13 protein-coding genes and 3 pseudogenes are annotated in these 23,920 nt (G+C 68.1%); 4 read left to right on the plus strand and 12 right to left on the minus strand.

Annotated elements, in window-relative coordinates:
* Positions 1-115 precede the first annotated feature (115 nt).
* From ACHFIV_RS11950 to ACHFIV_RS11975, 6 genes are read right to left on the minus strand one after another with little or no spacing between them, the layout of a single operon-like run.
* Positions 116-1,342 carry a beta-ketoacyl-[acyl-carrier-protein] synthase family protein gene (locus ACHFIV_RS11950; RefSeq protein ID WP_398966726.1) on the minus strand — a complete coding sequence of 409 codons (1,227 nt, stop codon included), beginning with the start codon at positions 1,340-1,342 and terminating at the stop codon, positions 116-118.
* Positions 1,339-1,599 (minus strand): acyl carrier protein, encoded by a 261-nt coding sequence (locus ACHFIV_RS11955; protein ID WP_398966729.1) that lies wholly within the window; start codon positions 1,597-1,599, stop codon positions 1,339-1,341. The genes ACHFIV_RS11950 and ACHFIV_RS11955 overlap by 4 nt, the downstream gene beginning before the upstream one ends.
* The gene (locus ACHFIV_RS11960) at positions 1,563-2,609 is read right to left on the minus strand and encodes an NAD-dependent epimerase/dehydratase family protein (RefSeq protein WP_398966732.1); all 1,047 of its coding nucleotides are present in this window, start codon (positions 2,607-2,609) and stop codon (positions 1,563-1,565) included. The genes ACHFIV_RS11955 and ACHFIV_RS11960 overlap by 37 nt, the downstream gene beginning before the upstream one ends.
* Complete coding sequence (locus tag ACHFIV_RS11965; protein ID WP_398966735.1) at positions 2,606-4,183, minus strand: AMP-binding protein; 1,578 nt, start codon at positions 4,181-4,183, stop codon at positions 2,606-2,608. The genes ACHFIV_RS11960 and ACHFIV_RS11965 overlap by 4 nt, the downstream gene beginning before the upstream one ends.
* Positions 4,180-5,136 (minus strand): alpha/beta fold hydrolase, encoded by a 957-nt coding sequence (locus tag ACHFIV_RS11970; protein ID WP_398966738.1) that lies wholly within the window; start codon positions 5,134-5,136, stop codon positions 4,180-4,182. Before ACHFIV_RS11970 ends, ACHFIV_RS11965 begins: the two co-directional genes overlap by 4 nt.
* Entirely contained in the window at positions 5,130-6,152 is a 1,023-nt protein-coding gene (locus tag ACHFIV_RS11975) for a 3-oxoacyl-ACP synthase III family protein (RefSeq protein WP_398966741.1), read from the minus strand. The genes ACHFIV_RS11970 and ACHFIV_RS11975 overlap by 7 nt, the downstream gene beginning before the upstream one ends.
* Positions 6,153-6,347: 195 nt before the next feature.
* Here ACHFIV_RS11975 and ACHFIV_RS11980 point away from each other — a divergent pair, with 195 nt between their 5' ends.
* The 3 genes and pseudogenes from ACHFIV_RS11980 to ACHFIV_RS11990 all read left to right on the plus strand — a co-directional run.
* Entirely contained in the window at positions 6,348-13,688 is a 7,341-nt protein-coding gene (locus tag ACHFIV_RS11980; RefSeq protein ID WP_398968171.1) for an SDR family NAD(P)-dependent oxidoreductase, read from the plus strand.
* Positions 13,689-14,097: 409 nt separating this feature from the next.
* Positions 14,098-14,403: a hypothetical protein gene (locus ACHFIV_RS11985; RefSeq protein ID WP_398966743.1), complete on the plus strand. Its 306-nt coding sequence runs from the start codon at positions 14,098-14,100 to the stop codon at positions 14,401-14,403.
* 283 nt (positions 14,404-14,686) lie between these two features.
* Positions 14,687-15,128, plus strand: a pseudogene (locus ACHFIV_RS11990) (transposase); the annotation flags it as partial.
* A gap of 35 nt (positions 15,129-15,163) precedes the next feature.
* Here ACHFIV_RS11990 and ACHFIV_RS11995 read toward each other — a convergent pair.
* Entirely contained in the window at positions 15,164-15,286 is a 123-nt protein-coding gene (locus tag ACHFIV_RS11995) for a hypothetical protein (RefSeq protein WP_398966746.1), read from the minus strand.
* A gap of 991 nt (positions 15,287-16,277) precedes the next feature.
* Between ACHFIV_RS11995 and ACHFIV_RS12000 the strand changes: the two genes are divergently transcribed.
* The gene (locus ACHFIV_RS12000) at positions 16,278-16,403 is read left to right on the plus strand and encodes a hypothetical protein (protein WP_398966749.1); all 126 of its coding nucleotides are present in this window, start codon (positions 16,278-16,280) and stop codon (positions 16,401-16,403) included.
* Positions 16,404-16,594: 191 nt separating this feature from the next.
* Here ACHFIV_RS12000 and ACHFIV_RS12005 read toward each other — a convergent pair whose 3' ends face one another.
* The 5 genes and pseudogenes from ACHFIV_RS12005 to ACHFIV_RS12025 form a co-directional block, all read right to left on the minus strand.
* Positions 16,595-16,741, minus strand: a complete 147-nt coding sequence (locus ACHFIV_RS12005; RefSeq protein WP_398966751.1) for a hypothetical protein — start codon at positions 16,739-16,741, stop codon at positions 16,595-16,597.
* 41 nt (positions 16,742-16,782) lie between these two features.
* A pseudogene (locus tag ACHFIV_RS12010) lies at positions 16,783-17,084 on the minus strand (integrase core domain-containing protein); the annotation flags it as partial.
* Between the two features lie 189 nt (positions 17,085-17,273).
* Positions 17,274-17,552, minus strand: a pseudogene (locus ACHFIV_RS12015) (hypothetical protein); the annotation flags it as partial.
* Complete coding sequence (locus ACHFIV_RS12020; RefSeq protein WP_398966754.1) at positions 17,444-18,955, minus strand: N,N-dimethylformamidase beta subunit family domain-containing protein; 1,512 nt, start codon at positions 18,953-18,955, stop codon at positions 17,444-17,446. The gene ACHFIV_RS12020 and the pseudogene ACHFIV_RS12015, both read right to left, overlap by 109 nt.
* A 258-nt stretch (positions 18,956-19,213) precedes the next feature.
* Positions 19,214-23,485 carry an FG-GAP-like repeat-containing protein gene (locus ACHFIV_RS12025; RefSeq protein ID WP_398966757.1) on the minus strand — a complete coding sequence of 1,424 codons (4,272 nt, stop codon included), beginning with the start codon at positions 23,483-23,485 and terminating at the stop codon, positions 19,214-19,216.
* Positions 23,486-23,920: the final 435 nt, after the last annotated feature.

The raw sequence follows: 23,920 nt of genomic DNA on the forward strand, positions 1-23,920 counted from the left end.
GGCTACAGAACGATCAGGAACCCTCGGGGTCACGGCCGACGCGGAGGAGGAGCGAAAATGCTCATGCCGTTGCCTCCTTCTCCGGCCGGGCCTTCGGCAGCACCGCTCGAGTCGGTCAGGAAGCTCTGGTCAGAGCGAGGACGACGTTGTGGCCGCCGAAGCCGAAGGAATGGCTGACGGCAACTCGGATGTCCTGCTGACGTGGTCGTTCGGTGACACAGTCGATGTCGAACTCCAGTGCCGGAGCGTGCAGGTTAGCGATCGGTGGCACTGTGCGGTGCTCGACGGCTAGCACGGTCAGCGCCGCCTCGACGGCTCCTGCCGCGCCCAGGCTGTGGCCGAGCACACCCTTGGGCGCAGTGACGCTGGGGCGGTGGGCCAGCAGGCGGGTGATCAGCGCCGCCTCCCCGGCGTCGTTGAGCGAGGTGGAAGTGCCGTGCGCGTTGACGTGGTTGACCTCGTGTGTGGCCAGCCCCGCCTGTGCCAGCGCGGTGCGCAGGGCTGACTCGGCGCCGTTGGCTCCTGGGTCCGGAGCGGTGGGGTGGTGGGCGTCCGAGGTGCTGCCGCAGCCGACCAGCCGGGCGCGGGAGCGGGCGCCGCGGGCTGCGGCGTGCTCCTCGCGTTCCAGAACGAGGATGCCTGCGCCCTCCCCCAGGACGAAACCGTCCCGGTCGGCGGCGAAGGGCCGGGATGCCTCAGTGACCGCGTCGGTACGAGAGGACAGAGCGCCCAGGCGCCAGAAACCGGTGGTCACCAGGCGGCTGATCGCCGCTTCTGTGCCTCCGGCCACCGCGATGTCGCACTGGCCGGAGGCAAGAAGGTCGCGGGCCACGGCGATGGCGGTGGCGCCGGAGGCGCAGGCGGTGGCCGGGGCGAGGCTGGGGCCGTGGGCCTTGAGGTCGATGGAGACCTCGCCGGCCGCCATGTTCAGGAGGACCTGGGGGATGGTGAGCGCCGAGACCATGTCGGCGCCCATTTCCGCCAGGCGCCTGGCCTGTTCTTCGTGCACCGCGCTTGCTCCGAGTCCGCAACCGATGACGACTGCGACCCGGTCGGCGTTCCAGGTGCTGGGATCGAGGCCGGCGTCATGTACCGCCTCGCGGGCGGCCAGTACCGCGAGTTTCGTGTTCCTCGGCATCCGCCATGCGGCGCGTCCGATGCGTTGGTCCAGAGCGTCGGACGCGTCACGCACACGGCAGGAGAAGTCCACGGGCAGGCCGGTGAGCGCGGGGTCGGGGGTCGCGGTGCTCACGCCGTGACAGACCGCGCTCCAGGTGGATTCGACGTCTCCTCCGGCCGGGGTGATCAGGCCGAGACCGGTGACGGCGACGGGTGCTGTCATGAAGGCGCCACAGTCCTCGGGCCGGCCGCGCGCAGCGCGTCGAGGTGGATGACGACCTCGGCCACGGTCCTGCCGGGGGCGGTGTACTCGCTGCTGATCTTGACCGCGAGGCGTTCGTGCAGGATGAGCACCATCTCTGCCCGGGCCAAGGAGTCCAGGCCCAGTTGCTCCAGCGTGGCCTGCGGGTCAATGTCCTCATCCGGGACGCGGAAGGAGCTGATCAGGACGGAACGGACGGTGTCGTAGGTTTCGGGCACGGTGTGTCCTTGCAGTCGTCGGAGGTGGACAGGGCGGTCCGGGTGAGTTCCGCGATGCCGGCCTCAAATCCGATCGGCGGTTCGAAGGACAGATCGCGGCGCGCTGCGGTGAGGTCGAAGTAGTGCGGTTGCAACAGTTCCGCCACCAGGAAGCGGCTCAGTGCCAGAGTGCGCGAGCTGCGGACCATGCTCAGGTATGTGTCGCTGACAGCAGCCGCGGCTGTCGCCAGATGTGGAGGGACGGAGCACCAGGGGGCGTTGATGCCTGCGGCCCGCAGGAAGTGGTGGGCGATCTCGCGTAAGGGGCGTGGGTCGTCCTGGCTGATGAAGTAGGCACGGCCGCCGGCCCCGGGTGACCGCTGCAGGTGGTCCAGGGCGAGGAGGTGGGCGTGGGCGGCGGTGCGGAGATGGGTGGTGTCGACGAGATTGCTGCCGTCGCCGGGCATCAGCAGGCGGCCGGCCCGTACGGCGCGGGCGAGGGCGGGGGCGAAGTGGGGGTCGCCCGGGCCCCAGATGATGTGCGGACGCAGTGAGACCGTGGCCAGTTGCGGACTGTGGGCCGCGAGGACCAGGGCTTCGGCCGTGGCTTTGGCCTGCGGATAGGCGGCCAAGTGACCGGGAGGGAGAGGGAGGTCCTCGGAGACGCCCTCCAGGCCACCGGGCCGGAAGGCGACACTGGCGGTCGAGGTGTGGACGAGTGTGCTCACCTGGTGGGCACGGCACTGCGCGATGACGTTGCGGGTGCCGACGACGTTGGTGGCCCGGTAGAGCCGCATCGGGCCGCTGACCCCGGCCAGAGCGGCGTTGTGAATGACGGCGTCACACCCGGCGACCGCGCGGGAGACGGCGCTCGCATCGGCGAGATCACCCAGGTGCTGGGGGACTCCCAGATGTTCCAGAGCAGCGCTGGGGCGGCGGTTGAGGGAGGACGTGGCGATGCCACGTGCTGTCAGCTGGCGGCAGATCTCCAGCCCCAGAAATCCGCTTCCTCCGGTGACCAGCACCTTCATAGCGTCCTCCCGCGCAGGCGCTTGGCGGCCCAGCCGGCCAGCTGTGAACGGTCGATCTTGGAGTTGTGCCGGGGATCGGTGGGGAATCCGGGATGCAGGAGCATGACGTCGATGCGGTGCCCTTCCGGATGACCTTCCAGGGCGGTGCGTACGGCTGCCAGGGCTGCGGCACGGGAAGTCGAGGGCAGGGGCTCCACACACAGGACGGGCACTTGGCATACGGCTGTGCCGACGCCGACCAGAGCGGTGCGGCGAATGCCGGGAGCGGTGTCGGCCGCGGTCTCGATGTCCTCGGTGGTCATGGTGAAGCCGGTACCGGTGACCAGGTGGGCCTTTCTGCCGACGAACCACAGTCGGCCCTGCTCGTCGAGCCGGCCGAGATCTCCGGTGCGGTGCAGTACGCCCTCACTGATGACGCTTTTCGTGGCGGCGTCCGCGTCAGGACGGGCGTGGTAGGCGGGGCTGACGGTGGGGCCGCAGACCGCGATCTCGCCGAGTCCGGTGTGATCCGCGTCCAGGATTCGGGGATGGTTGCCGGGCAGTGGCTGGCCCAGACACGTACCGGCCTGCCCGGCGGGCGGCTGGATGTGTGCGGTCCGTAGGTCGTGGTCGTCGATCGCGGAGACGGGCAGGCATTCGGTGGCGCCGTAGACGCTGAGGATCTCGGCGGCGTCCGGCACGGCCTTACGCAGCGCTTCGGCGAGGTGGAGGCGTAGTGGGGCCCCGAAGGACAGGATCTGCCGGACCGAGGGCAGGGCGATGCCGTGGCGGACGCAGTGACCGGCGATCAGGGTGAGCACGGCGGGTGAGGCGATGATCTTGGTGACTCGGTGCCGCAGGATCGGCTCGACGAGTTCCTTCGGCGAAGTCCGTGCGGGGGACAGGTGGTTCACGGCCGGGGTGAGCGTCGTCAGGCCCAGGAGCGGGCCGAGCATTGTGACCGGAAGGAACCCGGCGAGAAGTACGTCTTCGGGCCGGGGATCCAGCAGCGTGGTCAGCGCGTCGAGCTGTCCCGCCAGGGTGGCGTAGCGGTATTCCGCGCCCTTGGGGCGTCCGGTGGAACCGGACGTGAAGGCGATGATGGCCAGCTCGTCACCGTCAGGGTCCTGCGGTTGCAGCGCCGGGAGACTGCCGTCTGGGGCCCTGGTCGCCAGGCGTCGGCCAGGAGCGAGCATGAGCCGGCCGGTGACCAGGGGGATGCGGACGTGGGGGCGGCCCCACCCCAGGACCTGCCGCCCGAGCTGAGCCAGCGGTTCGCCGATGAAGACGTCTGGTGCGATGTCCTGCAGACAGCGGCGCACCTCGGAGCGTGGCTCGATCAGTACGGGTACGGCACCGAGGGAGCACAGGGCGTAGACGACGGTGGTGAGGTCGTACGCGTCGCGAGTCATCACCACGGCCTTGTGGCCGGGCCGGACACCGGCCTGGTGCAGGGCTTGGACGAGACTGTGGCACGCCTTCACCAGGTGGCCGCGGCTGGTCGTCCGGGAGGTCCCCTTGTGGCAGCGGATGAGCGCGGGGGCGTCGGGCTGGTCGGCCAGGCGGGCGATGACGCCTGGAGCGGTCACGGTCATCGGGTTCCTTGCAGAAAGTCACGGATGCGGTCACCGAGTTCGTCTGCGGCGTCTTCCATCACGAAATGTCCGGCCTCGGGGAACCGATGGACAGCTGCGTGGGGACAGCGCCGGGCCCACTCCTCCAGCAGCGCGGGGGTGAACACCGGATCGCGCATGCCCCAGCCGATGAGCATGGGCAGTGCGGTCGGACCGGGGTCGTTGCCGGCAGGTTCGAGCAGCTGCCATACGGGATCGGTGTTGTCACGCGGGATGGCGCGGACGGCGTCGGTGACCGCTCGTCGCTCGGCACGCCGGGCGACGGGCCGGAGGTAGGCGCGGCGCTCCGCCGGACGCAGTGGCTGGTGCACTCCTGCGTGCACAGCGGTGCGCGCGAAGCCGTTGGTGAGGTGCACGACGTCGGCCACCAGTGGATGGTCGCGGATCCAGCGCAGGTAGAAGGGCAGCCGGAAGTTGCTGGGCCAGGGGAAGGCCACGGTGTTGCACATGACCAGACGGGCCACGACCCCGGGGTGCCGCGCAGCCCAGGCGGTGCCGAGCGGACCGCCCCAGTCGTGCAGTACGAGCGTCCAGCCCCGCTCGGGCACCCCCTCGTCCTGTACCAGGTGCTGGTAGAGGAGGTCCAGGTGTTTCAGCTGGACCTCGTAGGGGTCGGAGACGCCGGCGGGCGGCCTCAAATGCCGGGATAGACCGAAGCCGGGCATATCCGGCGCCAGGCAACGGGCGTGCGGGGAGAGCCGGTCGACCAGTTTGCGCCACGCGTAGCTCCATGACGGATTGCCGTGCAGGAACAGTGCCGGCTCCCCGGAGCCGAGGTCGAGGTAATGCTGTCCGGTGGCCGGCACGCGCCGCCAGTGCTGGGGCGCGGGGTAGCCCGGCATCAGCCGTTCCAGCTCCGCTTCGCGCTCCGTCGCGGTGAGTGCCGGGGCGCGGCCGGTCTGTGTGCTCACCATCGGACGAGGGCCAGACCGAAACTGAAGCCGCTGGCCACACCGAGCATCGCGACGATGTCCCCGTCCTCGACGCGGTCGGCCTCCCGCGCCTTGACCAGCTGCAGAGGGAGCGAGGCCGCCGCGCAGTTGCCGTGCTCGGCCACCGCGGGCATGCACAGGGTCTCGGGCAGGGAGAACGCGTCGAGCATCTGACGGTACTGCGGCATGGCGATCTGGTGGAAGGCGACGAAGGCCCCGGCGCGTGCTGCGGCGAGTTCGTCGTCGGCGACGGCCAGGGTCTCGGGAAGTACATCGAGCAATGCCCGGCCGAGATCCCCGTTCAGACGCAGTGTGGTGTGGTCGTCGTCGACGGAGCGCTGGTGCATGGTGCCTCCGCCTGACACGGTGCAGGCTTCCCAGGCGGCGGAGTTGCTGACGAATCGCATCGCGATGATGCCGGGGCTGCCCTCATCTGCGGGCCCGGCGGTGAGCACCATCGCGGCACCGGCATCGGACGCGGTGTAGCCGGGCAGGGCTCTGAGCAGTGCCTGCCGGTCGGGGACGTTCCAGCGTGTCACCAGGGAGCCGGTCTCTCCGCAGACGATGAGGACGGTGCGGTAGCGGCCGGTCTCGATGAACGAGGCGGCCGTCTCCATGGCGTTGAGGACGCTGTTGCAGGCGTTCTTCACGTCGAAGACCGGGCAGGTGGCGCCCATCTTGGCGGCCACCAGATGTGACGTGGCGGGCTCGATCAGGTCTGCGGCGGTAGCGGCGAACAACAGCAGCTCGATGTCGCCGATCCGTAGGCCCGCCTCGTCGAGTGCGTTACGGGCGGCGGCTACGGCAAGGTCCGAGGCGTTCTCGCCGTCCCCTCGCACATGGACGCCGCGCACTCCGGTGAGATCTTCGAGTAGGCCAGGTGGCGGTGCGTAGGTACCGCTCTTCGCGATCTTCTCTCGGATCTCGTCCATGGTTCGGTAGCGGGTCGGCAAGTGGGCAGCGACGGCTGCGATGCGGGCACGGGCGAGTTCGGGCACCGGGTAACCGTAACGGTGGCGTTTCGCCTGGCGGACCGAATTATGTCCTGCTGAGTTTCCTTCACTCTAACGAGTGAGCGGTATTGGCTTTTGGATTCCGTTCTGTCATTCAATTCGGCCGAAGCCTGTAATTCGGCGTGAAAAGGCGGAGACGTGGCAGAGCAGCGGCGTGAACGGTCCGTGGCGGTAGTGGGCGTGGGTTGCCGGCTTCCCGGAGGAATCAACGACCTGGACGGATTGTGGTCCGTGCTGCGTGACGGGCAGGACATGGTCGGTGAGATGCCCGCCGACCGGCTGCCCAGGGACAGGATGGTCGACCCGGGGGCCGTACGTCCTGGCCGCAGTTACACCGCGGCGGGAGGGTTCCTCCCGGACGTGGCCTCGTTCGACGCCGCCTATTTCGGGATTTCGCCCGCCGAGGCGCGGCACATCGACCCGCAGCAGCGGCTCCTGCTGGAGATGGCCGCGGAAGCACTGGACGACGCCGCCATTCCCGTCGAATCGCTGGCAGGGTCGGATACCTGCGTCTACGTGGGGGTGTCCGACCCCGCCTACGGCACGACGCTCACCCTGCTGCAGGATCACAAGAGCCCGCACACCATGCCCGGTGCCACGCTGTCCATCACGGCCAACCGGATGTCGTACGCCTTCGACCTGCGCGGTCCCAGCATGGCGATCGATACCGCTTGCTCCTCCGCGCTGGTCGCGGTGGACCGTGCCTGCCGCACCCTGCACGAGGGTTCCAGCCGTGTCGCCCTGGTCGGCGGCATCAACGTGCTGAGCAGCCCCTACTCTTTCGCCGGATTCTCCTACGCGGGCATGCTGTCGCGACGCGGACGCTGCTCGGCCTTCTCCGCGAACGCCGACGGATTCGTCCGCGCGGAAGGCGGTGCGGTGCTCGTCCTCAAGTGTCTCGAGGATGCCCTGGCCGACGGCGACCGCGTCCACGCCGTGCTCGCGGCCACCGGCAATAACACCGACGGCCGCAGCACCGGCATGATCGTGCCCAGCGCCGAGGGCCAGGAGGCGCTGCTGCACGCGGTCTACGCGGAGGCCGGGATCAGTGCGGACGACTTGGTGTACTTCGAGGCCCACGGCACGGGCACCCAGGTCGGGGACCCGGCGGAAGCCGAGGCCATCGGCCGGGCGCTGGCCCGCCACCGGCGTAGCGGGCCCCTGCCGTTCGGGTCGGTGAAGAGCAACCTGGGCCATCTGGAACCAGCCTCCGGGATGGCGGGCCTGCTCAAGGCAATCCTGGTGCTGCGCCACCGGATCGCGCCCGCGTCCTTGCACGCCCTTCCGCTCAACCCCGCGATCGACTTCGACGGTCTCGGGCTGTCCTTGACGGTCGAGCCCGTCCGGCTGCCCTCGGGACAAGCGGCGGCCGTGGGCGTGAACGCCTTCGGCTTCGGCGGAGCGAACGCCCACGCCGTCCTGACTCCGCCCCCATGCGCCCCCCAGCCCGGGCCGGAGCGGACTCCGGACCACCGCCCGATTCCGCTGGTCGTCTCCGCCCGCTCTCCCAAGGCGCTGAAGCAACTGGCCGGCGGGGTGGCTGAGCGCCTGAGAGCCGCCCAGCCCGAGGATTTCTACGACCTGGCCTATACAAGCACGGTGCGGCGCGGTGCCCACCCGCACCGCGCGGCGGTCATGGCCGCCGACCCGCAGGACGCCGCCCGGCAGCTGGACCGGCTGGTGGCCGGGGAGCCCGCCCGCGGAGCGATCGTACGAAAGAACGCGCAAGGCGGTACCGCCTTCGTGTTCTCAGGCAACGCCTCGCAGTGGCCTGGCATGGCCGCGGACCTACTGGAGCACGAGCCGGTCTTCCGCGCGGCCGTCGAGGACGCCGACGCGGCCCTCGCCCCGCACCTGGGCTGGTCGGTGGCCAAGGAGCTGGCGTACCCCTCCCCGCGTACCTGGCAGCGTACCGAGATCTCCCAGCCCGCCCTGTTCGCCGTACAGGTCGGCCTGACCGCGCTGCTGGCTTCGCACGGGGTGCGGCCGCGGGCGGTCGCGGGGCACAGCGTCGGTGAAGTCGCCGCCGCCTACTCCGCCGGAATCCTGACCCTGCAGCAGGCGGCACAAGTCCTCGCCGAACGCAGCCGCACCCAGGCCACCACAGCTGGCAGGGGCCGCATGGCCGCCGTCGGACTGGGCGAGCAACAGGCCCGCGAGGAACTGCTGCGCTACGACGGCGCGCTGGAGATCGCGGGGATCAACAGTGACCGTGCCGTGACCGTCGCCGGTTCAGCCGACGCACTCCTGGCATGGGGCAGGGACCTGGCCGACCGGGGCATCTTCTTCCGTGAGCTGGACCTGGACTACGCCTTCCACAGCCGGGCCATGGACCCCATCGAGGAACCCCTGTGCACCGCCCTCCAAGGACTGACCCCCGGCCAGGCCCGGATTCCGTTCATCTCCACCGTCACCGGCACACCGCTGAGCGGGCCCGAGCTGGACGCACGCTACTGGTGGCGTAACGTCCGGGAACCGGTCCGTTTCGCGGAGGCCGTCACCCATCTCGTGTCTGAGGGCGTCGGCAGCGTGGTCGAGATCGGTCCGCACCCGGTCCTACGGCCCTACCTGCGCCACACCGACCTCTCCTACAGCGCGACCCTGCACCGGGACGGGGACGGCCTGCGCGAGACCGCGGGCACGGTCGCCGCGCTGCTCGCCGCCGACCCGGCCACGGACTGGCAGCTCCACTTCCCCCGCCCCGGCCGGGTGGCTGAGCTGCCCGCCTACCCGTGGCAGCACGAGCGGTACTGGCACGGCACCGCGCATGACCGCATTGCTCATACCAGCGGCTCCGGTACCCTCGACCACCCGCTGGTGGGCGAACGGATGCCCGCCCCGCACCCCGTATGGCATGGCACCGTCGAGCCACAGCTGGTGCCCTGGCTGGGTGACCACAAGATCGGGCACGACGTACTCATGCCCGCCGCCGCTTATGTGGAGATGGCCCTGAGCGCCGGCTTCCGCGCCATGGAGCGGCCGGTCGAAGTACGGCATCTGGAGATCAGCCGCCCGCTGGCCCTGCCCTGGCCGGACCCGACGCCGATCGCCCTGCAAACCTCCGTCACTCCCGATGACGGCGCCCTGACCATCAGCGTCCGCGAGGAACACGGCGGCGAGTGCCGGCCCGCTGTACGAGCCCAGGTCCGCACCCTGCTCGGCACAGCCCCGCCTCCGCTCGACGTCGACGCCCTTCGAGCCCGCTGTCACAAAGGCCTCGACAGTGCGGCGTTCTACCGGGCATGCCACCGCATCGGACTGAACTGCGGGCCGGCCTTCCAGCTCATCGAGCACTTGGACGTCGGTGAAGGGGAGGTACTGCTCTCCTACCGGCTCCGGCACCCCGCCGACGCCTACACCGCCCACCCGGTACTTCTCGACGCACCGCTGCAGGCCACCGTCGCCCTGTCCGAACTCACTGCGGAAACCGCTGGCTTCCTGCCGTCGGTGTTCGGGTCCGTGCGCGTGTGGCGCACCCCGGCGACCGCCGGGATCGTGCATCTGCGCCGCCGCAGCCGAAGTGCCAACGAGATCTGCTGGGACATCACCTACGCCGACGCGGACGGCACGGTCACCGTCGAGATCGACGGCTGCCGTACCCGCCGCGGCGCCATGACGGAACACACCCCCTTGGCGGTCCAGCGCACCGTTCTGCGAGCCGCCCCGCGCACAGGCACGCCCGCACTTCCGTCTCCGCTTCCCGTTCCTGCCGAGGTGGCGCACGCGGCCGAGCCCCGTATCACCGCCGCACGCGCCGCCCTGGACGACAGCGGCCACCACCGGTTCGTCGCCGCCGCCGAACGGACCGGAGCCCACTGTTGGGCCCGGACGCTGCACGGCCTTCTCGCCGACCCGGCCGCCCCGTTCGCGATGCGCGATCTGGTGAGCGGAGGGCTTCAGCCCCAACACCGCCGGCTGGTCCGGCTGATGCTTCCCCTGCTCGTCGAGCACGGCCTCGCCCGGACGGTCGGAGAAACCTGGCAGCTGACCGAAGCCGAATTCCGCCCGGAGACCCTGCTGCGCGACCTCGTGGAGGACCATCCCGCGTTCGGGTCCGACACACTGCTCCTCAACCGGCATCTGCGCCACCTGGCCGACCTGGTGCGCGGCAGCGCCGACGCACACGACCTCCTGCCACCAGGAGACAGCGCGTACGACCAACTCCGCGAGACCAGTCCGGCGCACCGCTTCACTCACCGCGCCGTGCAGGCCCTTCTCGGCGACATCGTCGCCCGGTGGCCCGCCGACCGGCCGCTGCGCGTCCTGGAAATCGGCGCGACCACCAGTGCTCTGACGGCAGCCGCGCTGCCCGTGCTGCCGGCCGATCGGACCCGCTACACCTGCACAGCCGCCAACGCCGCCGGTCTCACCCGCGCCGAACACCGTTTCGCCAGCCATGATTTCGTCGACTACCGCGTCCTGGACCTGGACACCGACCCGAGCGACCAAGGCCTGCACCGAGCCGAATTCGACCTCGTCCTGGCCGGCGACGCCGTGCACGCCACCCATGATCTGGCTGCCACTCTGCGGCGTCTGCACACCCTGCTGGCTCCCGGCGGCCACCTGCTGGCTACCGAGCAGCACCACGCGCAACTGCAGGCCTTGCTGTTCGGCACGGTGGAGGACTTCTGGGAGCGGGGCGATCATTCCCTGCGCCCCGTCTCCCGCATCCTCACCCGTGAACAGTGGGCACCGCTGCTACGCCGTTGCGGCTTCCCCGACCCGGTGCAGACCGGGCCCGAGGACTGTTCCGTCATCCTCGCCGCAGCTGCCCACAGCCCTGCCGCCGAGACCGAGGAACCGGCCTCGGCACCGGCTCCCGCTGCCTTCTGGGTCATCGCCGTCGAGGACGACACCGAAAGGCAGACCGCACAGGCCCTGGCCGATCTTCTAGGCGAGGCCACCGTCGTCACCGCGTCCGAGGACGTCGGCGTCTGGGCCGGGGCGCTGACCACCGACCGCGAGCCCCACGTCGTCCTGCTGCTCGCCGAACCCGGACCGCGGCAGACCGTCGTCACGGTGACCACCCGTCGCGCCGCCTTCCTGCGCGCTCTGGCCGCAGCCTGCGACAGCCTCCACGGCCGAACGAGCCCCAAGCTGTGGCTCGTCACCCGCCCGACGGGCTTGTTCCCGAATCCCGAGCAGCCCACGCATCCGGACGACGCGGCCGTCTGGGCCACCTGCCGCACCCTCGCCAACGAGCGACCAGATCTGCGCGTGCGACGTCTTTCCTGGCAGCGCAGCGGTGCGACGGCCGCCGACGCACACCGCCTCGCGGGAGAACTCCTTGCAACCGACAACGAGGAGAGCGCTCAGGAGGACGAGATCGTCCTGACCGCGCACGGCCGTTTCGTGCCCCGGCACGTCCAGCATCCGGAGAGCGAGCCCCCCGCCGCACCTGCCGACACGCCGTTCATCCTGGAAGCCCGCGACCCGAGCCTGCGCCGACGGCTGATCTGGCGGCAGACCGACCTCCCCGAACCCGGGCCGGGAGAGGTGGCCCTCGACATGCGGGCCGTGGCCCTGAACTACCGCGACCCCATGCGGGCCAACGGCCTGCTGCCGCCCGAAGCGGTGGAGAACAGCCCCCTCAGCCGAGGACTGGGAACGGACGGCGCCGGCATCGTACGCGCCGTGGGGCCAGGCGTGCAGGACCTGAAGCCGGGCGACAGGGTCTGCGGCCTCGTGCCCGCGGCCCTCGCCTCCCACGCGACGACCGTCGCTGCCGCCCTCGTCCGCATTCCCGAGGGGATGAGCTTCGCGGAGGCGTCAACCTTCCCCGTAGCGTTCCTGACCGTCCACCACACCCTGGTCACCCAGGCCTGCCTCGGCCGCGGGGAGACCGTACTCGTCCACGGGGGAGCCGGAGCCGTGGGCCTGGCCGTCCTGCAGTGCGCCCGCAACCAAGGCGCCCGGGTCATCGCGACCGCCGGTACGGAGACCAAGCGCGACCTGCTCCGCACACTCGGTGCCGAACACGTCCTCGACTCCCGCAGCCTGGACTTCGTCCCCCAGGTACGGGAACTGACCGGCGGCCAGGGCGTCGACGTCGTGGTGAACTCCCTCAGCGGCGAAGCCATCGCCCACAACCTCGACCTGCTGCGCCCCAATGGGCGGTTCATCGAACTCGGCAAGAGGGACATCTACCTCAACAATCCGATGACGCTGCGCCCCTTCCACCGCAGCCTCACCTTCAGCGCCTTCAACCTCGATGCCGTCATGGAGTCCCCGGCCCTACGCTCCCGTCTCATCTCGGTCTTCGACGAACAGATCAGCCGCGGTTCCTACCGGCCGCTGCCCCACACGGCCTACCCCGCCGCCCGTATCGAGGAGGCCTTCCACCTCCTGCAGCACTCCCGGCACACCGGCAAGGTCGTCATCACCTTCGACCCCCTGGACGAGCCCGTCCTCGTCGAACCCGCGCCCGGCACCCTCACCCTCGACCACGACGGCACCTACCTGATCACCGGTGGGCTGAGCGGTCTCGGTGCCGCCACGGCCCACTGGCTGGCCGACCACGGGGCCCGGCATCTGGCCCTGCTCTCACGCCGCGGAGCTGACACTCCCGAGGCACCCGCCCTGCTCCGGCGACTCACCGAACGCGGGGTTCATGCCACGGCCTACGCCGCCGACGTCACCGACGTCACCGCAGTGCGCGGGGTCATCGAGACGGTGGACGCCACAGGACATCAGTTGCGCGGCCTCGTGCACGCGGCCATGCACATGGACGACGCGCCGCTGTCCGAGCTCACCGACGACCGTTTCGCCGCTGTGCTGGCGCCTAAGGCGGCCGGCGCGGCACTCCTGGACCGGCTCACCGCAGACCATGACCTGGACCTTTTCGTCACCTACTCCTCCGTATCCGCCACCATCGGCAACGCGGGCCAGGCAGCCTACGCGGCTGCCAACGCATACCTTGAAGCACGCGCACGGGCCCGGCTCAGCGCCGGTAAGGCGGGTACGGCATTGGCCTGGGGCCCCCTCAGCGAAACCGGGTACGTCGCCCGCAGCGGCATGGAGGCGGCCATGGCCGAACGGGGCCTTGAGCTCCTCGCCCCCGCAGAGGCCCTGACGATCGCCGGCCACCTCGTGGCCGCCGGTGCCGACGTCGCCGGAGCGGGACGCTACCGCTGGGGAACCGCACGTCACCTGCTGCCAGCTCTGGCCACCCCACGGTTCGCCCGCCTGGTGCCGTCCTCCTCCCTCGCCTCCCCGGACGACCGCAACGAGCTCCTGGGGACGTTGGCAGCCCTGCCGGCGGACGAGGCGGTGCAAAAGATCACCGAAGCGCTCGGCCATCTCCTCGCCGGAGTCCTGCAAACCGATCAGGCCGACCTGGACCCCGCCCGGCCCGTCACCGACTTCGGACTCGACTCCCTGCTCGGCATGCAGTTCCTCGTCGGCGCCCGTGATCAGTTCGCCATCCGCCTCGGGCCGGCCGACTTGGCCACCGGACGGACCCTGAGTCACTTCGCCCGATTGGTCCACCAGCGTCTCAACCTCCCCGGGCCCGAGTCCTAGGCGGAACGTGGGCTCGACGTCTTTCCTCGATCTCCGGGGGCGCAGAAGCGCTCCGCTGGACGGCAGCACGAGCCGCCGTCCAGCGGGCCCGCTCGTACCGTCAGAAGCCTCCGCCCGGAGCCAAGGGCGGGCCGGCACTACAGCGTGCTGCCGGAGCCGTACCGCGCGAAGTCTGGTGTGGCCCGGGGGCCTCGCGCCACGCCGATGCCGACCAAGAGCAGAGCGCGCCTGCGGCGGGAGCGGTGTGGGGAACGCCTAACCGATCCCCGCTCGAGCGGGATCGAGGGGGATGTGACCGGATGGAAACGGGTGGCTATGTCCGGTGTTTCGGCATCGCCGCAGGTGAGAGGCGTCACTCTTAAGGGTCCGGATCCCACCCGGCTCCACAACGAACACGAGGAGTCCGGCGATGCATGACCTCAACGCGCTGCGGGAGCTGGAGGCCAAGGTGCCCGCACTCACCGAGGGGGCCCGCGCCACCGGCCGCGCCCGGCTGGCGGCAGCCGTGGCGAAGGAAGGGCGACGGACCGGTCTGCTGCGGGCCGTGGTGCCACCGGCCGGTCTGCCGCAAGCCGTTATGCCGTCCAGGCGCCTTGTGCTGCGTGCCGGGTTCGCCACGGTGGCCACAGCGGCGGTGGCCGGGACGGTCGTCCTCGAAGAAGGCGGGGACGGCGGGGGGACGGCTGTGGAACGGGCGCGGACGCACCACGGATGACCACGCTGTCCGCGGCCCAGGTGTTGCACAGGGCGGCGGAGAGGACGCGTGCCGAAGGTGCCTCCCAGCCGGTCCCGCGCGACGACAGGTACATGTACGCGGAGGAGCTCGTCACGGAAACCCTCTTGAAGGGCGGGAGGCTTGAGGAGGAGCACGAACAGGATCTAAATCTCCGTGGACGGCTCCCGCCCCTCCCGGTTCGTCTACGGCGAGCGCGTCGTCCACCAGCCGCCGCTGACCAGGAGCCATTTGCGGTGGCCGCCCACCGACTCCGCCGTGCTCGGGAGGGACGAGCCGCGGCTACGACGCAGGCAAAAAATCAATGGCCGCAAGCGGCACCTCGTGGTCGACACCCGCGGCCTGCCGCTGATGGTGATGGTTACCCCAGCCGACCTGCACCACTCCGCCGCCGCCAAGGAAGTCCTCTTCCGCCTGCGGCTGATGCACCCCGAGATCACCCTCCTCTGGGCCGACCGAGCCTACGCGGGAAAGCTCGTGACCTGGGCAAAAAGGCACATGAACCTCACGATCAAGACCGTCAGCCGCCCCAAGGACACCTCCGGCTTCGTCGTGCGCCCCGACGCTGGGTCGTTGAACGAAGCCTGGCCTGGATGATGAACGCCAGTCGGCACGCCCGGGACTACGAACGGCTCATCCAGCACTCCGAGACCCTGATCACCTGGGCCGCGATCACGCTCATGACCAGGCGGCTCGTCCGAACCGGTCGGGCGAAGTAGCAAGAGGCGGACCCGCCGATCCGTCAGCCCGTCTCCCGGCGAGAGAAGAAGCGACGCCGCAGACGGTCACCGACTTCGCCGACGACAAACACCAGCACCGCGCTCGCCGCACAGCCCGCGAGACTCGTCGGCTCGTCGAGCAGCATCCCCAAGCCCAAGAAGGCAGCGGTAAGAGCCGCACACCACGCAACCCACAAGCTGACCACAGACCACCAGCGCCGTCTCTTCACGCGATCAAGATACGTCCCCTATCAGGGCGGGCCCAGCGTCAGAAACAGCTACTCGCCTTCAACGACGTCACCGTCGAGATCCGATCCCCGAGCTCTCAAGAACCGTCTCAGAGCCCCAGACGTGTGAGCCGACGCTGCCGCAGCCGCTCTCCAGCCGCTGTCAGAGCGAAGAGGAGCCACACAACCAGTCCGGCCAGCGCTGCTACCACCGGGCCGTCAGATTCGTCCTCAGGCGACACCATCAGGAAGAAGAACGCAAAGGGCACAGCCATGCAGAGGCCGGCGCCGACCGGGTGCCGGGCCACCCACTTCTGAATCCGAGTCGGGCGCCTCTGTCCACCAAGCGCCCGGTCCACGCCCCAAAACGCACTACCCAGAGACCGCCACCGGGTCGACACGGCTGAAGGATACGACAGCCAGTCGGGCAGGCCGATAGCAGGCCCAGGCCCAAGCTGGCTGAGAAATGGCTACTCAGCCTTCCCGAGGTGCGCCTGGGCCAGCTGTCCGGGCGCCTGAATCCTTGCGTGCCGAGAGCAGGAACAGGACCGCAGCGGCGGCGGAACCCCAAGCCGACGCTGCTGACGGCCATGACCGTCTCGAACGAAGCGTCGGCGATTCGGGGGATGCTGTTGACTAGCATGAGGGCGTAGATGCACAAAACGCCGTAGGCGCGAAGCCGCATCCCGGCTTGTCGCTTGCGCATCCACGGCGGCTCCACCCCGCCAGCATCGCCACAGGCATCGGCAGCATGAGCGCCGTGGACACTGCCAGCGCTATCCAGTGGTATAGCGGATTGCCGTTCATTCCGACCCCTTCATAGGCGATCACCAGCCTACGGAGGATTGGCGAGGCCCGTCCGTGCCGAACACCGCGAGCTTCCAGCGGACCAATCCGGTCAGAGCAGCAGTTGCGAAACAACTACTACCCGTGGGCCGACTCCATCCAGCCCGAAATCATCTCCCGCGTCGTCGACATCGCCAAGATCATCGCCCTCGTCTTGTCCAAGGAGCCGGAACACGCAGCCGCAAGGTGACGGCACGACGCTGACACCAGTGCCAAGCTGACCCACATGGCCCCGCGGCTCCGAGACCGCAGGACCGGGAGGCTCCGCCTCCCCGCGGGAAAGGCGGGGCCTCCTCTCACCACCCCCGCACAAAGCACCGCTGCAGCCAGCTGGCACGCGTCCGGCAGAGCACCAGCAGCGTGCCCACACCTCGGTGTGACTCAACGGATCCGGACCACGGTCAGGATGCCGTGACGGCCGGATCCAGCGAGGACTTCCACCACAAGGTCGGTCTGGAAAGCAAAGTGCCGGTCGAAATCAAAGCGGCTGATTCGAATGCCGACGGCCCGGCGTGTGCTGACCTCCACGTCATCCTCAACGCGTGTGCAGGGCGCATCGACGTCTTGGCTTAGCTGTATCGACCCGCAGGGTTGTTCACTCGGCTGATCGAAGGCTGCCTCCGAGTGCGGTGTGGCAGTGGTGACGGTTCTAGGTGTGGAGGAAGTCTGCCAGGGCCGCTGTCCGCTCGTCGTTGGAGGTATAGGGCCGGCGGTAGGCCCATTCGTCTGCGAGGGTGCGGTTGAAGCGTTCGACCTTGCCGTTGGTACTGGACCCGGTAGGGGCGGGTGAGTTTGCCGGTCGCGCCGATATTGGTGAGGCCTGTTTCCTGGCCAGGCCCTTGCTGTAGGCCCATGCGTTGTCCGTCAGGACGTGCAGATGTGTTTGGACGTGCGATTTGGTGCCCAGGTGCCCCCGCATCTGCGTGTCGAGATTTGCCTCTATCTGCCTGTGGGTGCGGGTGAGCGTTCTGGGGGCGGCAGCGGGGATGACGGGGCGGTCGTCGGTGCCGTGGGCTCGGTCGTGTGCTTGGCGGCCGGCGGCGATGCCGAGGATCCGCTGGAGTGTGGCGAGTCGGGTGTCGGCGATGTCGCCGACGGTGTTGATGCCGTAGCGGGTGAGCGTGCGGGCGGTGGCCGACCCGATGCCTGGGAGTGCGCAGGCGCGTCGGGGGCGTAGGAAGGCGGCGACTTCGAAGGGGGTGTGGCCGACGCTCTGGACGCTGTCAGCCCTTACTGCGTACTGCGGGGCTCGAGCATGCGGTTCAAGAGATTGCTGGTGGCTCGCTGGACATGGGGGCTGACGTAGTCGGAATCGTTGAGGGCGAGTGGCCAGTGGAATGTGCCGGCAACGAAAACGAGGGTGCCTTGGTAGTTCTCGCAAAGGCTGGTGTTCTGCATGGCTCGGGCCCGGTTGCGGCTGTCGACGTAGGGGGATGAGGCGAGGAGTGTCTGCTTGGTGTCGGCGGGCTGCGGCATCGAGGGGTTGAAACCGTCTGCTTCGACGGCGACCAGGTCCGGGATTTCGTCGCTGTCCCGCAGTCCTGTGCCGGACCAGAACCAGTGCTTGCTCTCGCTGACCACGAGGGGGGCAGGCTTTGCAAGGATGCCGTTGTACTGGACGCCCATCAGTCGCTGTTCGGCCTTGTGGTGCTTCTTGCCGAGGTGGCGCCATCGCACGGTCGGACCGGCGTCGCTGGGCTCTGGGTCCGGGGCTTCCTTGTAGCAGGTCACCACGCGGGAGGGACGGTCCTCGGCGCCTGTCTCGAGCCGTATGTGGAAGTAGATGTTGTTGGAGGCGAGGAACGCCAGGTGGGTTCCAGCGGCTACCGCTTCCTCGGCGCAGTCGCGCATCTCTTTGGACCAGTATTCGTCGTGTCCGGAGAAGACGATCGCGGTGTAGTGTGCCGGATTGATGCGCCCCTCGTGCAGGTCGAGGCTGGTCGCGTAGGTGATGTCGTAGCCGGAACTCTCCGCCCACCGTGCCGTACTCATGTCCATGTCGAACCAGCGGGGCAGGCCGAGCTGCATGTAAGGCCGGTCGAAGGAGACCTTGAACGCACGTTCCGGGTTGCCGCCTATCTTTCCGTCGGCGGTGTATCCCTTGTAGAGGTTCTTCCCCGTGCGGCCGTCGAGCGGCCACATGTTGTACGCCTGGTACGTGGTGAAGGGGAGGATCATCAGGACATCTGAGCGGCGGGCGGTCTCACGCACGACGAACGGCGTGTAGCTGCGGTAGCCGTCCTGGGAGGTGAAGACGGCCAAGAATAGGCCGGAGATCCACGTCTTTGGTATGTCCAGTGTCCAGGTGACCGGCCAGTCGCAGGATATGAGCCCGGTCTCGGGCTGCGGCTCCGGCTTCTTCTGCGGCTTTACCTTCACCGGCTCGCTGGTCAGGAGGTGCCGGGCACCGACGGCGTCGTAGTGGCCGATGCGATAGACCGTTATGGTGCATTGTTGTGCGATGTGGGACGAGATGTGGAAATCGATGGGTTCGCCATGGGTGACCGAGGTCGCTGATGCGTAGCCTTGGATTTGGGCAAGATCATCGGTCACGCCCTTGAGGCCGTCACGCCCCAGCGGCCACTGGTCCGAACCGATCGCCTTGTTCTCCCGGACGATTAGGTTGTTGCCGGTTCGTGCTGCCGGACGCGTGGGCAGGACTTCGTCTTGTCCGCGCAGTTGATAGCCGGCGAAGCCGACGGCGCTGAGACTGAGGGCACCTAGAGCCGTACGACGAGACACCTTTGACACAGGAATGCTCCGCAGCCTGGACGCCAGGCCTCACGCCTCTCGCGTCATTCGAGGTGTGACGGGTGGGCACGCAGCTTCTTGTGCGCTTCCTGTCAACAGTTGTTCATCATATGTATGTAATGCCCATGCTGAGTCGACCACACAATGTGTTATAGGACACATGCCAGGTCTCGCTGGCGGAGAAGCTCCGGGCCCTGTGTGCGATGGGCCCGGTTGGTGGCCCTCCGCAGAGGGCCACCAACCGTTCAGTCAGCTTCCGTATCGCTCAATCACGTAGGAGCGTGGATAGCTGTACCCGGAGGTGACGCCCCAACTGCTCACCGGCCTGGCGAACTTGCGGCCCGCGATCGCCGACCATGTCCATGCCTTGATGTTGCCATCGTCGTAGCCGTAGAGAGCCCCGAAGTCGTCGATGCCGTCCCCGTTGTAGTCGCCGATGACGATCGACATGTGATTGCGCCACATGTTGTCCGGGGGCGTGGTCCACGCTTCTCCTATGGAGCTGAACGTGCCGGTGGCGCTGCTCGGGAGGACGTAGATGCTGTCGTGCCCGTCGGTGTAGTCGTACCAGAAGGCGATGTCGTCTCTGCCGTTTCCGTCGAAGTCTCCTGCGTGGACTGATGTCTGGTCCCAGGTGCCCCAGGTCGTGCTGGCCCAGGAGCCGACGGGGTCACTGAAGCCCCCAGTAGGTGTGGCGGCAAACACCCAGATCTTGTTGCTGCCGTCGGTGTATCCGTGGAAGACGGCCAGGTCGTCCCGGCCGTCGCCGTTGAAGTCACCGGTGACAGGCTTGTCCCTGGACCTGGACCAGCCTCCGGCGGGGCGGGTCATCGATGGGAACGGAGCGTTGAAGCCGCCTTGAACATTCGAGGTGAATGTCCAGAGGGTATCGCTGCCGTCCGCGTAGTCGTACCAGGCCGCGATGTCGTCTCGGCCGTCGCCGTTGAAGTCGCCGCTGCTGACGGTCATGCGCTGGAAGCTCCAGTTGCCGGCTGCGACCTTCCAGGAGGGAAGGGGTGCGGCGAACTTGCCGGTCACGGTTCCGAGCCAGGTCCACAAGGCGACTCGGCCGTCTTCGTAGCCGTATACGGCCGCGACGTCGCCGATTCCGTCGCCGTTGTAGTCGCCGGTGGTGCGCTTCATCAGACTCGTCTTCCACCCCGCCGGATCGTTCCACCCTGTGAGGGGGTTCTTGAACGTGCCGTCGGAGTTCGTCAGGAAGGTGTGAATGGTGTCCGACTCGTCGGCGTGGTCGTACCAGTCGGCCATGTCGCTGCGGCCGTCACGGTTGTAGTCGTGCCGTTGCGCGGTACCGGTGCTCCACAGTGTCTGGTTCTTGGCGTTGTGGATGACCAGGTTTCCGCGGTCTTGGAGCAGGGTGTAGCCCTCGCCGGTGAGGCCGGGAACTTCAGGCTTCCAGAGGATGGTGCTGCCGTCGGCTGAGTAGACGGCGAGGTTGCCGTTGGTGAGGACGCGGGCGGTGGCTCCGGTGTTGCCGGCGGTGCCGCTGGACCAGAGGATCTTGGCGGCGTTGGAGGTGATGACGAGGTTTCCGTCGGCCTGCATGAGCAGTTTGGCTGCGTTTGAGCTGACAGATTGGCCGCTGGTGAGGACGGTTCCGGCGGGGATTTGGCGTCCGCCGTTCACGCCGTCGATGGGAAACTGGGAGCCGAGCCCGGTGTAGTTGGTGCCGGTCTTGATTCCAGGCCAGCCGACGAGGGTGTTGTCCTTCTTGCGTGCCCAGATGTCGGGGATGCCGCCGCCGTCTGCACTGCTGTCGCCGTTGCCGTCTCCGTCAAGGTCTCCGGAGGAGCCGATGGTGGGGTAGAGGGTTTGCGGCATGGTGCCCGTGGCGATCTTCACGCGGCTGGAAGCGGTGCCCCAAGAGGCTGTGTCGAGGGCCCCGTTGGTGTCGGCCTTGCCGTAGGAGCGGTAGAGGTCGCCTGTGGCATTGGCGCGTAGGAGCAGGTCTGGCAGGGCGTCGCCGTTGAGGTCGCCAGGAACGATGAGGGTGTATTTGTCCCAGTCGGTTTCGCCTACGAGGATCGGGTGAGGGCGCACCTTGTCGAGCTGGCTGGAGCGGTTGCCGTAGTAGACCCATAGGTAGCGGCCTTGCTTGACTAGGACGTCAGAGTAAGTGTCGTTGTTGAGGTCTGCGGCGGTGGCTATCTGCTCTGCGTTGTGCCAGTGGTCGTCGCCGGTCCATCCGTCCTCTCCCTTGCACCTGCCAGAGGGGCGGGGTACAGGGCAGGAAACGGCGAGTTGGGTGTAATTATCTCTGTCAATGACTCCTTGACCGTTGTTGGGATAGAGGCGCAGTTTGTTCTTGCTGTCGTTTTCGTTGTATTCAAGGGCGATGAGGTCGTTGTACCCGTCCTGTCCCCAGTCTCCGTTGAAGGCGACCTGCTGTGCAGGGAAGGCGCCGCCTCCGTTGGTGGCAGCGGAGAACTTGCGGTTTCCGCGGCCTGCGTAGGTGAGCAGAGTGCCGTTGGTGTCGGTGTTCCAGATGTCTTTGAAGCCGTCACCGTTGAGGTCGCCGGGCTTGTCTCGTTGCTGGGCGCGTGTGGCGTAGTAGAGGTAGGTAGCGGTGTCGGATCGGTTGCCTGCCGCGTCGACGCTGTACGCGTAGACCATGTGGGGTCCGTAGGACGGGGGGACGACCAGACCGGTGGCCGCGCTGGCGGGTGTTTCGTGGACTTCAGGGTCGCTGTCGGTCCACCAGTAGTAGGTGGTGACGTCCGCTACTCCGTTGGCCGCGAACGTGAAGGTGCCCTCGGATCGGGCGGGGCCGGTCTGTGCGGGCCATCCTGCGTCACCGTTGGGGTAGATGTTGCCTTGCGAGGCGATGACGGGTGGCTTGCTGGGACGGACGCGGTCCAGGCTGAATTTACAGGTGGTGCTCCATCCTGAGTAGGAGCCGTCGGAGTCTTTGGCGCGCACCTTCCAGGTGTAGTTGCCGGTGGGTGTGCTGGGAGAGGGCAGTACGACCGTGGCGACGCGTCCCTTGAGTGCGGGGATCGTGGTGTCGACGACCGGTGTGGTTGTGCCGGTTTTGAATGCCTGGAACTGTGCGGTGAGGTTCCCGCCGTCGGGGTCGTCGATCTTGGCGTGCAGGCTGACGGTGGTGTTGCCGATGATGCCCCCGGCCGTGCAGCTGGTTCGGGGATTGGTGCCCAGGCCGGTGGGTGTTTTGGGCGGCTTGTTGTACTTGATTTCCAGGGTGGCGGTTTTCGGGTCGAACCGCTTCCAGCCGAAGGTCTCTGCCTCGTCGCCGGCGTACAGGCCGAGGGTGACGCTGGCGTCATTGCCGGCGGCCGCTGTGCGGACTGCGCTGGTGGCGTTGAACTCCAGATTGCCTGCCGGGCAGTCGGGGCCCCAGCCCTTGGAGTCGTTGACGACGTCCAGCGCGGAGCCGATCTTGCCTGGCTGGTGGGCCCAGGTGGTCTTCTTGGAGATGTCGCCGACCAGGAAAAGTTCGACGGGCTCGGACTGGCAGGACCAGGACCAGGTGTTGCGGATGCGGAAGGTGGCGCTCTTGATCTGGGCTCCGGTCACGTCGCTGGTGTCGAGCTGGAAGAAGGAGCGTGAGATGCGGTCAGAGCCGCCCGTCTCCTCCTCATAGCCGACCCGCACGTCTCCCTTGGCGTCCCAGTACGAATTGCCGGGGTACGCCTTGTAGACGCGTGTCCAGTGCTGCCACTCGCCCCATGCCCAGCTCGGGTCGATATAGACGGGGTATGTGGTCTCGGCGGCGGTGAGCAGGTCCTGGTCAGGGGTGATGGTCAAGGTGTCGCCGCTGATGGAAGTTTCCATCTGTGCGTCCTCGGCTCCGGCGCCGGGCTCGAACGCATCCCCTGAACCCGGATGGGGTGCGGCTGACGCGAGCCTTTGTGGGGCGCCGGCAGGGAGCTGACCGGCCAGGGTGCTTGAGTCCCACATGAGAGGTGCGGGGCTGGTGAAGACTGTCTGCCCGGCGGGGTCGGTGGCGACGAGGGTGCCGGTGTCGGCGTCCTCGGCCACACTGAGGCCGACGGTGTTCATCGCGAACCGCAGTTCGGCCAGTTGGGGGTTCTGCGCGGCGGCGGCTGTCTTGACGACGAGGAGTTGGGAGAAGCCCTCGACGTCGGCCTTCAGCTGCAGGTCGACGCTGGGAAGTATTTCGGGATAGGTAGCGATATTGGAGCTCAGTGAGGGCTTGGGCAGGGCTGTGGGCCAGGTGAGGGACAGAGTTCGGCCGTCCTTGACGCCCGTCAGCATCGGCCCGCTTCCCCCGCCGGAGAACTTCACCGCGACTGAAGACGCCTTGGGGACCACTGACCCGTCTGCGGCGAACTGCAGTGTCGGGTCGGCTGCTACCCACGCGCCGTTACGCCACAGCCGGACAGCCGTACCGTGACGCTTCACCGAGAACGAGCCGTCCGGCTGTGCCCAGGTGTCGCTCGCCTCGGTTCGCGCCGACATCAACTCCACAGGTTGCCCGGAGGATTTCGCGTCCTGAAGCGCTTTGTCCTCTTCACTCATGGACCCGTCAGCCACAGGGTCGGCCGACACCGCAGTCACTCCCCCGGCAGCCTGCGCAGTGCCGGGGGATATCCCGGAGACCAGGATCCCTCCTGCGGCGACGATGCACAGCAGCCGGGATCTCCACCCCCCTGGCGAAGCCCCGCACCAATGCGATATGGACACGATCCCACTCCCCTTTTCTCAGCGTCCAGATTCCGCCCAGACTCTATAGGCGAGCGCTTCTTTATTTCACCGGACGACCCCGGCAAGCAGGGACGCAATTACTGATAGAAGTGTGAATACGGGGTGAAGGCGGACAGTCCCGATCTCTCCGAGCGGGCATCGATGCCCCGTTGACCTGGAACTTTTGCTACCGACTCGGGGTCACAGGTACTCCATAGTCCCTTATCAGCCATTCAGTACATCTGGCGCATTCACAGGGCATCGAAGTGA

It is taken from the genome of Streptomyces sp. ALB3 (genome assembly GCF_044385685.1).
In the GTDB taxonomy this organism is placed as follows: Bacteria; Actinomycetota; Actinomycetes; order Streptomycetales; family Streptomycetaceae; genus Streptomyces.

What these genes read in the sequence shown, in the direction of transcription:
- ACHFIV_RS11950 (WP_398966726.1), bottom strand. Translation starts at nt 1,342, where the DNA reads ATGACAGCACCCGTCGCCGTCACCGGTCTCGGCCTGATCACCCCGGCC.
- ACHFIV_RS11970 (WP_398966738.1), bottom strand. Translation starts at nt 5,136, where the DNA reads ATGGTGAGCACACAGACCGGCCGCGCCCCGGCACTCACCGCGACGGAG.
- ACHFIV_RS11985 (WP_398966743.1), top strand. Translation starts at nt 14,098, where the DNA reads ATGCATGACCTCAACGCGCTGCGGGAGCTGGAGGCCAAGGTGCCCGCA.
- ACHFIV_RS11965 (WP_398966735.1), bottom strand. Translation starts at nt 4,183, where the DNA reads ATGACCGTGACCGCTCCAGGCGTCATCGCCCGCCTGGCCGACCAGCCC.
- ACHFIV_RS12025 (WP_398966757.1), bottom strand. Translation starts at nt 23,485, where the DNA reads ATGAGTGAAGAGGACAAAGCGCTTCAGGACGCGAAATCCTCCGGGCAA.
- ACHFIV_RS11995 (WP_398966746.1), bottom strand. Translation starts at nt 15,286, where the DNA reads ATGCTGCTCGACGAGCCGACGAGTCTCGCGGGCTGTGCGGCGAGCGCG.
- ACHFIV_RS11960 (WP_398966732.1), bottom strand. Translation starts at nt 2,609, where the DNA reads ATGAAGGTGCTGGTCACCGGAGGAAGCGGATTTCTGGGGCTGGAGATC.